The sequence below is a fragment of the Clostridium neuense genome, from assembly GCF_045310695.1.
Classification (GTDB): domain Bacteria; phylum Bacillota; class Clostridia; order Clostridiales; family Clostridiaceae; genus Clostridium_S; species Clostridium_S neuense.
Map to the genome: position 1 here is coordinate 179,239 of NZ_JBJIAA010000003.1, position 13,653 is coordinate 192,891.

Sequence of the window (13,653 nt, forward strand, 5' to 3'; positions counted from 1 at the left end):
TTGGGCGGCAGCCCATGTGGTTCTATAACCATAATGAATTGCTCTTTAATTAGAGGCAGATACTCAAGAACAAAACCAAAGTAGATATGGGGTTTGGGCTTTTTCCCAAGCCTTATTTTAATATGTAAAATACTTTACTTACAAGGTACTGATTATAAACAATTAGACTTTTGACTTTTTTTCAACTATAATAAGGTTATATTTAGCATATTTTATATTACAAAGTTTTGAAAGGTGGAATTAATGTGCTTTCTCCTAAGCTAGCTAGAATAATAGAAATATTTCCAGCATCTTTTGCCGGTTATATAGGTAAAAAAATTTTGAACTCATATTTAAATAAATATGCAAATATAAGTGTTCAAGGTATAGATGAATTAAAAAAAGTACAAAAGCCAATAATATTTATATGCAATCATTTAAGTAATTCTGATGGACTTGTATTAAATAAAATTTTAAACGTATCTGATGATTTTGATGTGACTTTTGTTGCAGGTGTTAAACTTAAACACGATGCTATAACACAACTAGGTACATATTGTGTTAAAACTACACCGATTAAACCCAATACAGCGGATAAGGAAGGACTATCAAAAATAATAAAGATTTTGAAAAGCAATCATAACATATTGATTTTTCCAGAAGGAACTAGAAGTAGAACTGGGGCCATGATAGAAGCAACAAAGGGTCTTGCTTTAATTGCAAAACTAAGTAAGGCAATAATAGTACCAATAGGTATCCATGGAAGTGAAAAGCTTCTACCAATAAACAAGGAAGGCAATATGTATAAAGAAGACTTTCAACATGCAGATGTAGAAGTGAAAATTGGAAAAGCTTTTTATTTGGATAAGAAGTACCAAGATGAGAATAGAAAAGACTATGAAAAAAGAGTTGTTGATGAAGCAATGTATAGGATTGCCGAATTATTGCCCGAGAAATACAGAGGAGTCTATAGCAAGAAAGGTATGTAATTCATACAAACTTTAGATTAGCAAGGATTTTTAGATGGCATTAAATTTTATGAAGAGTAGAGAGTACAGTTAAGGTAGATTTACCTTTTGCTTTGTTTAGGTAAATCTTAAAAAATATAAGTTCAGCTGCGCTGAGTGATATTTATGATATTATTGCGTGAGCATTAAGTTTTAGATTTTTCGCAGCGATAGCGGAGAAAATTCATCCTTTACTGTAATCTTTACTCTTAATATATAAAGATTACTTTGATAAAATATTATTAAAAGAACTTCAAAGATTTCGTGTATCCATATAATATGAGGGGTGGTAACAGTGCTAAAAGAAGATGTTGAAAAAGTTGTAGATATACTTGAAGAAACATATCCAGAAGCTGAATGTGCACTGCATTTTAATAGTCCTTATGAGCTTCTTATAGCAACCATATTAAGTGCACAATGTACGGATGAAAGAGTCAATATTGTGACAAAAGAACTTTTTAAGAAATATAATACTCCTGAAAAAATGATAACCTTGGATGAAGCAAAGCTTCAAGATATTATAAAGACTTGTGGACTTTATAAAAATAAAAGTAAAAATATACTTGAAGCATCTAAAAGTATTGTAGAAAAGTTTCATGGTATAGTTCCAAAGACATTAGAAGAATTAACTAGTCTTTCTGGAGTTGGCAGAAAAACAGCTAATGTTGTTATGGCAAATGCATTTGGAACACCTGCATTTGCAGTTGATACTCATGTTTTTAGAGTTTCTAATAGAATTGGAATAGCTAAGGGAAAAAATGTTCAAGAAGTTGAAAATAAGCTTATGGAAAACATAGAAAAAGAAAATTGGATTAAAATGCATCACTGTCTAATATGGCATGGTAGAAAGATTTGTAAGGCAAGGAATCCAAAATGTAGTGAATGTCCGGTAAATGTGGTATGTGAATTTTTTAAAGAACAGCATTGATATATTATATAATTTAAGGGGACCTATTAAAAGGTCCCTTAAATTATATTTTCAAAATTATGTTTTAATACAACTAATGGTTATGATTATTTTTCTAATGCATTTATAACATCATATTTCATTAAATAATAAGGTTCCTTTTCTTTAACTTCTTCTTCGATTGTCCAGCCTTGAGATAAATAAAAATTTAAGGCATTTTCATTTAACTTTACGCATTTCAATGTTAATGGTAATCCAACTGCTTTTACAGCTTCACTTATCAATGCTTTCCCTACTCCACACCTTTGAAAATTTGACGAAACAAATAAATTGTGAATAAATTTGTCTTCTTCCCAAATTGAAATGAACCCTGCAATCTTATTGCTTATTTTTGCTGTTAATATTAATTCTCCTTTTGTACTACTATCAAAATCGTCTAATTTTATGTTATCATATTCCATCCAATTGAAATTTTCTTGTCTTGATTTAAAAAAAATATTTCGTAGGGCATCGTATTCTTCTTTTTGAGCTTTTTCTATATAGATATAATTTTTATCCATTATATTTTCTCCTTTAAGGCAGGTTAGTTAGTATTTCTTATTATTATTATATTCCTACGGTCTCTATATTCCTATAGTTTGTATAATAAAGTATATTATTATACTCAATTTTACAGGTAGTAATCAACTTTCAACATTGTTTTTTTTAGATAAACTACCTTGAAACTTATTTGTATCAAAATCTGTCCTCTTGGCATTATGGTGCACATGAATTTCAATAGTTTCACTATATAAGAGCTTAATTTAAAATATAAAAAATATGTTAATTAATAATTTTTAATATTGACTTTGCAAAACCATAAGGTATACTTAGAGTATAGTTTGTATACTTAAAGTATAATTATGTGGAGGGAATTATGCAAATAAATAATCGTAAAGCTAGGGAAAGACTAAATAGAAAATCAGACATATTGGATGCGGCAGAAAGGATATTTTTTAAAAAAGGATTTGAAAATTCAACTATGGATGATATTGCACTGGAAGCTGAATTTACTAAAAAAACAGTATATTCATACTTTAAAAGTAAGGAGGATATATATTATGAAATAATGCTTAGGGGATATAAGATACTTAATTCTATAAGTAGGAGCATGTTAGAAGAAGCAAAAAGTGATAGTGAGATTTATAATATAAAAACTTTAGGAAAAGCATTCATTAAATTTAGTGTTGAGTACAAGGGATATTTTAAGGCTATTGTAGATTATGAAAATAAATATTATTCCAGTAATGTAAGTGAGGAATTGTATAAGGAATGTGATAAAGAAGGAGAATATACATTTAATACTCTAAAGGAAAGTATAGAAAATGGTATAAAAAAAGGTGAAATAACAGAAAAATTTGATTCATTGGATATTTCACTTACACTTTGGTCATGCGTCTTAGGTTTTGCTAACCTTATAGATAAAAAAGAAGAATATATAAATAAAGTATATGACAGAACATCACTAGATGTGCTTGAAAATGGATTCGAAATAATTTTAAATTCAATACGGAAGGATTGATTTTATATGATGAAAAAAATTTTTATAATATCAATATGTGTTTTAATTGTAGTTTGTATTGGTTTTGGTGTAAAGTATCTTGTTTCTGTAAATGAGTATAAAAAAGAAGTTAAAAACATTAGTATTAAGAATGTGGATTTAGAAAAAGTTAAAGATGGTAAGTATACAGGTTCTTGTGATGTCGGTTACATAAAAGCGGTAGTCAAGGTGCAGGTTAAAGATAATAAAATTATGTCTATAAAGCTTCTTGAGCATAAAAACGAAAGAGGTAAAAAAGCCGAAACTATTTTAGGAAAAGTTATAAAAGCTCAAAGCATTAAAGTAGATACTGTAACCGGTGCAACAAATAGCAGTAAGGTTATTTTGAGAGCTATTGAAAGTGCATTACAAAACGGTGAAAAGGCATGAGCAGTGAATACCTTGAAAGTGAAATTTTTTGCATGGGAACAAATATAATTCAGAGAGTGTACGGATCTAATGCAAGAAAAACTATAAAGAAAGTTGAAAATGAAATGAAAAGACTTGAAGCTTCAATGAACTTTTATAAAGCTTCAAGTGAAATTGGAATACTTAATAATTGTGGATTTCAAAAAAAAGTTAAACTTAGTAGAGATGTATTTAAAATAATAAAAAAAGCTAAATATTTTTCTGAAATAAGCCAGGGGGCTTTTGATATATCATTAGCACCTGTCATAGAACTATGGGGTGTTTTTACAAAACATGAGAGAGTACCACTTGAAAAAGAAATAAAAGAAACACTTTCTCTTGTTAATTATAATAATTTAATTCTAGATGAAAGTGAAAATACAGTTAAATTTTATAAGGAAAATATGCAAATAGATTTAGGAGGAATTGCTAAAGGTTATGCAGCAGATATAGCAATTAAAATCTACAAACAAAATAATATTAGAGCTGCTTTTATAAATTTGGGTGGAAATGTTATGGTTTTTGGAGAAAAGCCTGATAATAGTAATTGGAGTATAGGTGTACAAGAACCTTTTAAAAGTAGGGGTGACATAATTGGCGTTGTTAATGTGAGCAATAAGTCCGTGGTTACATCCGGAAATTATGTTAGGTATTTTGAGGACAAGGGTGTAAAGTATCATCATATAATTGATCCAAGAACAGGATATCCGGCAGATTCTAATTTGATGAGCGTTACTGTCATTTCCCAAAATTCCATGGAAGGAGATGCACTATCTACAGCTGCATTTGTGCTTGGTGATAAAGAAGGAATGCAGTTTATAAAAAATTATGGTGCAAAGGCTATATTCATAACAAAAGATAAAAAGGTGAAAATAACAAGCAATATGAGACAAGACTTTTATTTAATAGAAGATAGTGGGTTTGAGTATTGCAGTGAGGATGTATTATGAATATGAATCATTTATTAGGCATAATTGCTTTTATATTTGCAATTTTAAGTATAAGTTATTTTGTACTTAAAAGAATGAAAATAAAATTTCTTAAATTTCATTGCTATTTTGCTTTAATTGGAACTGTGTTTGCAATTATTCATGCTCACAATAGTTTATTTACATTGGATTTAACTTTTGGAAAAGCTGCTCTATTAATTTTTATTTGTCTAGACATTTCGGGATTAATGATGAAATATTTAAAAAACATAAATAAAAGATATTTAAGATATACACACATAGTCTTGTCAATATTCTTTGTTCTCATGCTAATATTCCATATAATTTACTATACTTTTTTAAATTAATATAATAAAAGAATTTAATTGGTTACAAAAATTCATGCCTAAAATTCCGTAGGTACGGAGGAATTTTTTCCTTGCACTACTGTGGGAGAGAAGTAACAATGCTGAAGGAACAGTTTAAAAAAATCCTAATAAATCTTGGTGAAAAAATTGTAAAATACTTAGATATTTCAATCTGTTTGAGCATTTTTTAAGCGAGTATAAACATACATGAGGCTTGGGCTTGCCCATTATCCTTCTTGAACTCAAAGCAAGCACTATTTTAAAATAGCCACCTTAGATTTATAGGATTCTTTTAATGTGACGAAGCATTGTTACTTAGCTTCACAATATTTAAGGAGTAAGTCTAAAGTTGCTTCTATTCCATCCATATGAGTTCTTTCATATCCATGAGAAGCAAAAACTCCAGTTCCAATAAGCGCTGTTTTTATATCCCATCCTGCACGTAGAGCTGCAGAAGCATCAGAACCATAGTGGGGATAAGTGTCTATTTTATAAGATATATCGTTAGAACGGCAAAGTTCAACAAGCTTTTTTCTAAAAGAGTAATCATAAGGACCGGACGAATCCTTAGCACATATGCACACACTGTATTCAGAAGAATTCTGTCCTGTTCCAGGAGCACCCATATCTACTGAAAGAAATTCTTTTGTATTAGGTGGAATATAGGATGCACCGTGACCTACTTCTTCATAATTACTAAAATAAAAATTAGTAGTGTAAGGTAAAGTTATATTATTTTCTTTTATGTATTTTATTGCATATAGTAATATTGCTGCACTTGCCTTGTCATCAAGATGCCTGCTTTTTACAAATCCACTTTCAGTAAAACGCGTTCTTGAATCAAGGCATATAAAATCTCCAACATCAATTCCTAGTTTTAAAACATCTTCCTTAGATGAAATCTTTTCATCTATAACAACTTCCATATTTTTAGGTTCTCTTTTTAAAGCTTTAGGATCATCGTATATATGAACAGAAGGTTCTATTGTTTGAATTGTTCCAGAGAAACTTTTGCCATCAATAGTTTCTATTGTGCAGTTTTCACCCTCAATGGAACTCATCATGTATCCTCCAAGTGGAGTGATAGCTAAAGTTCCTTTTTCTTTTATTTCTTTTACCATTGCTCCCAAAGTATCAATATGAGCTGAAATAGTCCTCTCATATTCAGTGTTTTCTCCAGGTAAGGTTATTATTAATGCACCTTTATTTGTAGTATCAAAGCTTATGTCAATAATATGTAATTCTTCACTTACATAATCAATTAAATTTTCTGTGTATCCAGTTGGACTTGCAATTTCAAGTATATTTTTTAGATAGTATTTTAATTTATCAAGATTATACATTTTATATCAGCTCCTTATAATTATTTTAACATAATATAAAAATAATTTTCAAATTAAATACATATTTAGTTACTTGTTTTTATGCTATAATTTTAAAATGTAGATATATTATAAAAAATAACAAAATTGATACTTAAAATACAGTTTGTTAGTATTAATTTGTTATTATTCTTAAACAAAATATTAGGATTAAAGGTGTTTATATGGACAATAAAAATAAATTAATAGATAGTATCATGGAGAATTGTAAAAAAGCAGTTGTAGGAAAAGACAATGAAATAAGAAATATACTCATGGGTATAATTGCGGGTGGAAATGTTTTGATAGAGGACGTGCCTGGAGTTGGAAAGACTACTATTGTAAAGGCGATTGTAAAATCTTTTGACTTGAGCTACAAGAGAATACAATTTACACCAGATATAATGCCATCAGATGTGACAGGAGTTTCAATATATAACCAAAAGAATATGGAATTTGAATTTAAAAAGGGACCTGTATTTTGTAATATTCTTCTGGCAGATGAGATAAATAGAACTTCCCCCAAAACTCAATCGGCTTTACTTCAGGCAATGGAAGAGGGACAAGTTTCTGATGGCAATGTAACCTATGATATAGAAGAACCCTTTTGTGTATTGGCTACTGAAAATCCAATAGAACAGGATGGAACCTTTGAATTGCCAGAGGCACAGTTAGACAGATTTGTAATAAAAGTAAATATAGGATATCCAGTAAAGGAGCATGAGATGAAAATATTAAAATTATACAAAGAAAGTAAGCCAATTGAAGAGCTTAGACCTATGGCATCTAAAAATGATATAATTTATCTTCAGGAAATGGTTAAAAAGGTGAATATAAAGGATGAACTTATATCTTATATTTTAGATATAGTTGAGAAAACAAGGAACAATGAAAATGTAAGCTTGGGAGTAAGTACGAGGGGAGCTCTAGCAATCCTAAGAATAGCTCAAGCGTCCGCATTTATGGATGGAAGAGATTATGTCATACCAGAAGATATAAGAAAAAATGTTTATATGGTTCTTTGTCATAGAATAAAATTATCTTATAATGCTAATATCAATAATTTAACTCCCAAAAATATTATAGAAGACATAATAAATTCAACATATGTACCAAGGATTTTTAAGTAATGAAAGTAAATAAGCTATATATAGCTTTTGCAATAATTATTTCTTTTTTATATTTTATAGAAGGAGAAATTATTTTAAATTTGGCATTTTATTGTGTGATTTTATGTTTGGTTATAGGTTTGATTTCATTAATATTTTTTTATTTTGGATTGAATATGGAATTAGAGTTTAATCAGGTTAATTATAACACTTCCTATAAGTATGAGTTTTATTTAAAGTTAAAAAATAGTCTCTACTTCTTCATTCCATATGTAGGCGTAAGTTATATAAGTAGAGATAAATTAATACACAAAGTACTTCATATGAATTTTAGTGAAACAAAAAAAATTAAAAACAAAATTGTTTTTCAATACAGAGGTGTATATGATTTTAGCAAATTTAGACTGGAAGTAAAAGATATTATGTTTATATTTACAAAATATAAGAGGTTAAAGAACAATCCAATAATAAGAGTTTATCCTAGAGTATGGAGTATAAAAGAACAGGAAATAAATAAATTGAATTATATTTTTAGGAAAAGCGTAAACAAATATTTAATTGAAAATGACTATTTAAATGTAAAGGATATAAGAAAATATAACTATAATGATAGTTATAAAAAAATACATTGGAAAGCAACATCAAAAACAGGACAGTTATATGTAAAGAATTATGAAAACTTTGACAAAGGAAAAATGAAAATTTTTGTAGATATGAATGAAGAAATACTGAATAAGGGAAAGGATATTGAAGAAAGTTATATAGAATATGTTGTATCAATATTAAATTATATAATGGATGATCATATTGAATTTGAGGTTCATTTTGCTAATGATATAGAAAAAATAATTTTTTCTAATGGTAAGGCTTCATTTGATGATATTATGGAATATTTAGTTGATAATAGTTGTGTTGCAAGACAAAAGCTATTTGATAGTATAGCAGCAATTAAAAGTTTATCTAAAAAAGATTTCTTTTGTATTATTGTATTTGAAATGAATGAAAGTGTAATTGATAAGATTATCCAATTAAAAAGGAATGGAACTGAATGTAGTGTGTTTTACTTTAAAGAAAATTTTGAAAAAAAATCTGATGGCAAGTATTTGGATGCATTGAAAATTAAATGCTTTTCTATGTCCAAGCTTGTTAGAAACGGGTGAAAATGTGAAAGCAGTTCAAATTTTAATATCATATGTTAATCTAATATTTATACTTATTATGTTAAAGCTTTGTTTTAAAATAGGTAGTACTAATGAATATTTAGTATATTCAACGCTTCTATTTGCTTCGGGTTTTATAGTCTATATTCTTTTGAAAAAGTTTTTTCTAAAAAAAGGTTTGCTTTTAACTGTAATTTTGCTTATATGCTTTATAGTAATGCTTTTTATTGGGGCAGACTTTTTTATTTATGGAGACACCTTAAGTAAATTATTTAATGAAATACCAGAACAATTTATTTATTTATATTATAACCTTGAAACTATAAGTATACATTTAGTAGTTCCATATATGATTATAATAGTTCCAATTGTGGGATTTTTATATACTCATTGTGCACTTAAAGGAAGAAATTTTATAGACGTTATTGTTAATATTATCTTAATGATAGTACTTTGGTTTTGGCACTATGAAAATATTTTGATAAAGTATGCATATATATACTGTTGTATTGGAATTTTTTCTTTTATGTTTGATGGATACTATAGGGCTTTTAAAAATTATAAGGGAAGAAGAAAAGAAAGGATAAATAGTTTTGTGTCTTTCATTATTATTAGTTTACTTGCAGCGGGCTTTTCTTATGAATTAATTAGTAGGATATCTAGTCAGCATTCAGGTGTATATTCTGATTTGATATATACAAAGTTAAATGATTTTGATGATGGACAATTTACTAGTTCATCTAATATAAATCACAAGTTTTCTGGAATAGATAGCATCACTGAGGCTAGTAAGGAAAAAATAGGTGGAAGCCTTGATGTTGATAATACTCCTCAGTTTGAAGTAAAAGCTAAAAGACCAATTTATTTGAAAGCATCTTCTAAAAATAAGTATGATGATGATAATAATACATGGGATAATGATTATAATAAACTAGTTAAAATACCAAAGAAACAATTTATATATGATGATAGATATGTAAAGGAAGATAAGTATTATCTTGAAAAAAAATTGTATTCTAGTTTAAAAAGCTTAAATATAAGTAAGTCAGATATTGAAATAAATTATGATAAAAGCATGTTATTTCATCCTTATTTGATTTATGATGTAAATAATGTAGATACATTTTTAAGCCCTCAAAATTCTATATTTAAGGATGATAATACAGGGGGTTATAATATATCTTACTATGATTATGGAGAAGATGTAACTTTGGATAAAGCGTACAGTGATGGTGATGGAGCAGGTAAGCTATTCAAGGATGATAAAGGAAAAACCACCTTTACTAATAGCGAATATAAGGACTATAAAAAATATAATGAACAATTTATCGGGGGATACAATAATATTGATGGCAGAATAATAAAGCTTGTAAATAAAATAGTAAAAGGATCTAAATCTGATGCAGAAAAAGCTTATAGAATTGAACAGTATTTAAAAAATAATTATACGTATTCTCTTGAAGTTAAAAATATAGATAGAAATTTATTATATAATTTTTTGTTTAATGAAAAAAAAGGATATTGTGTTTACTTTGCTACTGCTATGACAGTTATGTGTAAAATTGCTAACGTGCCAGCAAGATATGCAGAAGGCGTTAAAATGATAAATAGAAAAAATTCTGATGGAAATTATGTTGTTACAAATGCAGATGCTCATGCTTGGACAGAAGTGCTGATTAATCCAGAGCTTAATATGTGGTATATTGCAGATGCAACTCCATCAGCAGCACAATATCTTTATGAAAACGATAGTGAATATAATAAGAATGCTCATGCTTCAACTAGTCAAAAAATTAATCAAAATTTAAATGAAGGAAGCAAACAAGGTATAAAAAATACTAATAAAAGTTCTTATAGTAGCACTAAAAAGAAAAGTACAACCGTGAAAAAAAGTGCTTCAGGTGAAAAAAAGATAAACTATAATCTTGAATCAGTAATTAGTTTGCTTATTTTGATTTTGTTACTAAGGGTTGCCTACAAAAAGTTTTCTCAAGAGCAAGCTATAAAATATAAAAATATACTTAAGCTTTATAGCCTTTGTTTAAAGAGACTTAAAAGTATAGGTATATATAAACCTCTTAATATTGGAGAGATTGAATTTGCAGAAAATATAGAGGATGCTGAAGTTAGAGCTATTATTAAATGTCTTGCAGCTAAGGTTTATAGTGAGTATTATGGAGGAGATAATGAAGAAAAATTTGATAAAAGAAGTTTTTATGATAGATTTGAAGCAGCGATAAGAAAAAAACAGGGAGTAATAAGGTACTATTTTTTTAGGTATTTATGGTGATGTGCTTAAATAATAATGAAGTATGCTTTTGGGAAAAAGCATACTTCATTATTATTTATACAACTGCAGCATTTTTAATTTTGAGTTTCTAGGTTGAATATTTTAAACGTGGGTGGTATAATAATTTTTGTATCTTGCGGATATGGCGGAACGGCAGACGCGCTAGATTCAGGTTCTAGTGAGAAATCGTGCAGGTTCAAATCCTGTTATCCGCACCATAGAAATAAATGGTTTACGAGATTTTTATTAATTATTAATAACAAAAAACACACTAGATTTTTCATTATTTTATGATTATTCTAGTGTGTTTTTGTTTTTCAATAATAAATTGCAAGACAAGAAGCGTATGTTCAGTAACAATGCAGTATTATAAAGGATTAACAGCTATAAAAGCAGATCAATTAAGTGGAGTAATAAGGACTATGCTATTACTATTGCACTCCATTTTTAGTTGTGATAAGCTAAATTTATAAAGTAAATAATTAGAATACGAGGGATTTATATGAAAAATAAATATGAAGCATTATTTAAGCCTATGAAAATAGGAAATGTAACAATTAAAAACAGAATTGTTTTGTGTGCCATGGGGGGTACAAGCCCTTTCGGTATGAATGGCCTCTTTAATGATGGAATACGCAAATATTATTTAGAGCGTGCAAAAGCAAATGTTGGACTTATTATTCCAGGCGTAACAGGTGTAAAAAATATGATGGGTGATGGATATCTATATGAGAAAGAGGATATTTTTATGGGACCTGTTAAAAGTCTTATGGATGAACTACATGCTTATGGTTCTAAATTCTTTTTACAACTTGGTGCAGGGTTTGGACGTTCACAGCTAATTTTTCCAAACATGCCTGGAAACGATTCTAATAGTGCTCCTATTGCAGCATCTGATGGAATGCCTAATGTTTGGAATCCATCAATTAAGCATAGAGGAATGACTAAGGAAGAAATTAAAGAAACTGTTGATGCATATGCAAAAGCTGCTGTTTTGTGTAAAAGGGCAGGTATAGATGGTATTGAAATTCATGCAATTCACGAAGGGTATCTTCTTGACCAGTTTGCAATTTCAAACACTAATAATCGTACAGATGAATATGGTGGCTCACTTGAAAACCGCTTCCGTTTTGTTACTGATATTATTAAGGCAATTAAGGCTGCGTGTGGCAGCGATTATCCAATATCTGTTCGCTACAGTGTAACGAGTAAAATGCGTGGTTTTAATAAGGGGGCATTACCAGGAGAAGATTATGTGGAGTTTGGCAGAAGTATGGAGGAAAGCCCAGCAGCTGCTAGACTGCTTGAAGTGGCTGGTGCTGATATGCTTAATGCAGATAATGGTTCTTACGATGCTTGGTACTGGGCACATCCACCTGTTTATATGCCATCAGCATGTAATTTGCCAGAGGTTTCTTATATAAAGCAGTTTGTAAATATTCCAGTGGTTTGTGCAGGGCGCATGAATGATCCAGATATTGCAGAGCATGCTGTTGAGAGTGGAATGATTGACGGTATTGGGATAGCGAGACAGCTGCTTGCAGATCCTCAGTGGTGTGACAAGGTCCGTGAAGGAAGATTAGAAGATATTCGCCCTTGTATAGCTTGTCACAATGGCTGCTTCGCATTTAGTCATTTTAAAGGTCTTCCATGCGGTTTTTCAGGGAAAATGGGAAACTGTGCACTTAATCCAGTAACTTTGCATGAAGAGGAGATGGCACTTAAACCTGCAGCTATTAAAAAGAAAGTAGCTGTAATTGGCGGTGGAATTGGAGGCATGGAGGTTGCTCGTTTATGTAAAATGCGTGGACATGATGTAACACTTTATGAAAAGAGCGATAAATTAGGTGGAGTGTTTATAGCTGCTGCAGCTCCAGACTTTAAGAAAAAAGACAAAGAACTTATAAAGTGGTATATTAAGCAGCTTAGTGATCTTGGCGTTACAATCAAGTTGAATACTGAAATTACAAAAGAAATGCTTGGCACACTTAATGCAGATGAAATTGTAGTTGCTACAGGATCTATTCCTAAAAAGCTTCCTATTACAGGGTTTGATGGAGATAATACAATAGAAGCAGTAGAATACCTACTTGGTAAAAAGCAGGTTGGCGACAACGTAGTTATAATTGGTGGTGGGCTTACAGGCTGCGAGATTGCATATGATCTGTCACTAAAGGGGAAAAAGGCAAGCATAGTTGAAATGCAGGATGATATTTTAAAAATTATGGGATTAAGCTCGGCTAATTCTAATATGCTGCGTGAAATTATTCGTTACTATAAGGTTGATGTTTTTACCTCTACAGCTTTGTCTGAAATTAAGGATAATGGAGTATTAGTAAAAACGCAAGAAGGCGATAAGTTTATACCAGCCGATTCTGTTATTCTTTCTGTTGGATATGATTCTTATGTACCATTCGACAATGAAACTATTACAAATAATAAAGTCCATATAATTGGTGATGCTAGTAAGGTTGGCAATTTGCTGACGGTTATTAAAGAAGCTTACGATTTAGCTTATAAAATGTAATGATTTTTATGGGGTCAATGCAGGCTAAA

Annotated in this window: 11 protein-coding genes and 1 tRNA gene; 10 read left to right on the plus strand and 2 right to left on the minus strand. The window is 29.5% G+C overall.

Going from position 1 to position 13,653, the window contains the following annotated elements; genetic code table 11:
- The first annotated feature begins 245 nt into the window (after positions 1 to 245).
- A complete protein-coding gene (locus tag ACJDT4_RS04655) occupies positions 246 to 968 on the plus strand; it encodes a lysophospholipid acyltransferase family protein (protein ID WP_406786371.1) in 723 nt (240 codons plus the stop codon).
- A 313-nt stretch (positions 969 to 1,281) separates the two neighbouring features.
- Positions 1,282 to 1,914 (plus strand): endonuclease III, encoded by a 633-nt coding sequence (gene nth, locus ACJDT4_RS04660; RefSeq protein WP_406786372.1) that lies wholly within the window; start codon positions 1,282 to 1,284, stop codon positions 1,912 to 1,914.
- Positions 1,915 to 2,000: 86 nt separating this feature from the next.
- Here the strand turns inward: nth and ACJDT4_RS04665 are convergent, their stop codons facing one another.
- Positions 2,001 to 2,453, minus strand: coding sequence for a GNAT family N-acetyltransferase (locus tag ACJDT4_RS04665; protein WP_406786373.1), 453 nt, complete (start codon positions 2,451 to 2,453; stop codon positions 2,001 to 2,003).
- Positions 2,454 to 2,809: 356 nt separating this feature from the next.
- On the opposite strand from ACJDT4_RS04665, the gene ACJDT4_RS04670 reads away from it, so the two are divergent.
- Genes ACJDT4_RS04670 through ACJDT4_RS04680 form a run of 3 tightly spaced genes read left to right on the plus strand, consistent with a single transcriptional unit; the run spans position 2,810 to position 4,830 of the window.
- Positions 2,810 to 3,454, plus strand: a complete 645-nt coding sequence (locus tag ACJDT4_RS04670; RefSeq protein WP_406786374.1) for a TetR/AcrR family transcriptional regulator — start codon at positions 2,810 to 2,812, stop codon at positions 3,452 to 3,454.
- 6 nt (positions 3,455 to 3,460) lie between these two features.
- Complete coding sequence (locus ACJDT4_RS04675; RefSeq protein ID WP_406786375.1) at positions 3,461 to 3,862, plus strand: FMN-binding protein; 402 nt, start codon at positions 3,461 to 3,463, stop codon at positions 3,860 to 3,862.
- Positions 3,859 to 4,830 carry an FAD:protein FMN transferase gene (locus tag ACJDT4_RS04680; protein ID WP_406786376.1) on the plus strand — a complete coding sequence of 324 codons (972 nt, stop codon included), beginning with the start codon at positions 3,859 to 3,861 and terminating at the stop codon, positions 4,828 to 4,830. Before ACJDT4_RS04675 ends, ACJDT4_RS04680 begins: the two co-directional genes overlap by 4 nt.
- A 658-nt stretch (positions 4,831 to 5,488) precedes the next feature.
- Here the strand turns inward: ACJDT4_RS04680 and ACJDT4_RS04685 are convergent.
- On the minus strand, positions 5,489 to 6,520 hold the full coding sequence (locus ACJDT4_RS04685; RefSeq protein WP_406786377.1) for a M42 family metallopeptidase: 1,032 nt from the start codon (positions 6,518 to 6,520) through the stop codon (positions 5,489 to 5,491).
- 203 nt (positions 6,521 to 6,723) lie between these two features.
- On the opposite strand from ACJDT4_RS04685, the gene ACJDT4_RS04690 reads away from it, so the two are divergent.
- From ACJDT4_RS04690 to ACJDT4_RS04710, 5 genes are all read left to right on the plus strand, one after another.
- The gene (locus ACJDT4_RS04690) at positions 6,724 to 7,668 is read left to right on the plus strand and encodes an AAA family ATPase (RefSeq protein WP_406786378.1); all 945 of its coding nucleotides are present in this window, start codon (positions 6,724 to 6,726) and stop codon (positions 7,666 to 7,668) included.
- Positions 7,668 to 8,807 carry a DUF58 domain-containing protein gene (locus ACJDT4_RS04695; RefSeq protein ID WP_406786379.1) on the plus strand — a complete coding sequence of 380 codons (1,140 nt, stop codon included), beginning with the start codon at positions 7,668 to 7,670 and terminating at the stop codon, positions 8,805 to 8,807. The genes ACJDT4_RS04690 and ACJDT4_RS04695 overlap by 1 nt, the downstream gene beginning before the upstream one ends.
- A 4-nt stretch (positions 8,808 to 8,811) precedes the next feature.
- Complete coding sequence (locus ACJDT4_RS04700; protein ID WP_406786380.1) at positions 8,812 to 11,097, plus strand: transglutaminase domain-containing protein; 2,286 nt, start codon at positions 8,812 to 8,814, stop codon at positions 11,095 to 11,097.
- 136 nt (positions 11,098 to 11,233) lie between these two features.
- Positions 11,234 to 11,315: transfer RNA gene (locus tag ACJDT4_RS04705), tRNA-Leu, on the plus strand.
- 284 nt (positions 11,316 to 11,599) lie between these two features.
- The gene (locus tag ACJDT4_RS04710; RefSeq protein ID WP_406786381.1) at positions 11,600 to 13,624 is read left to right on the plus strand and encodes an FAD-dependent oxidoreductase; all 2,025 of its coding nucleotides are present in this window, start codon (positions 11,600 to 11,602) and stop codon (positions 13,622 to 13,624) included.
- Positions 13,625 to 13,653: the final 29 nt, after the last annotated feature.

Bases quoted from the DNA above. Each gene is read 5' to 3' on its own strand.
- ACJDT4_RS04685 (WP_406786377.1), bottom strand. From the start codon at position 6,520: ATGTATAATCTTGATAAATTAAAATACTATCTAAAAAATATACTTGAA.
- ACJDT4_RS04675 (WP_406786375.1), top strand. From the start codon at position 3,461: ATGATGAAAAAAATTTTTATAATATCAATATGTGTTTTAATTGTAGTT.
- ACJDT4_RS04670 (WP_406786374.1), top strand. From the start codon at position 2,810: ATGCAAATAAATAATCGTAAAGCTAGGGAAAGACTAAATAGAAAATCA.
- ACJDT4_RS04690 (WP_406786378.1), top strand. From the start codon at position 6,724: ATGGACAATAAAAATAAATTAATAGATAGTATCATGGAGAATTGTAAA.
- ACJDT4_RS04680 (WP_406786376.1), top strand. From the start codon at position 3,859: ATGAGCAGTGAATACCTTGAAAGTGAAATTTTTTGCATGGGAACAAAT.
- ACJDT4_RS04710 (WP_406786381.1), top strand. From the start codon at position 11,600: ATGAAAAATAAATATGAAGCATTATTTAAGCCTATGAAAATAGGAAAT.
- ACJDT4_RS04695 (WP_406786379.1), top strand. From the start codon at position 7,668: ATGAAAGTAAATAAGCTATATATAGCTTTTGCAATAATTATTTCTTTT.
- ACJDT4_RS04665 (WP_406786373.1), bottom strand. From the start codon at position 2,453: ATGGATAAAAATTATATCTATATAGAAAAAGCTCAAAAAGAAGAATAC.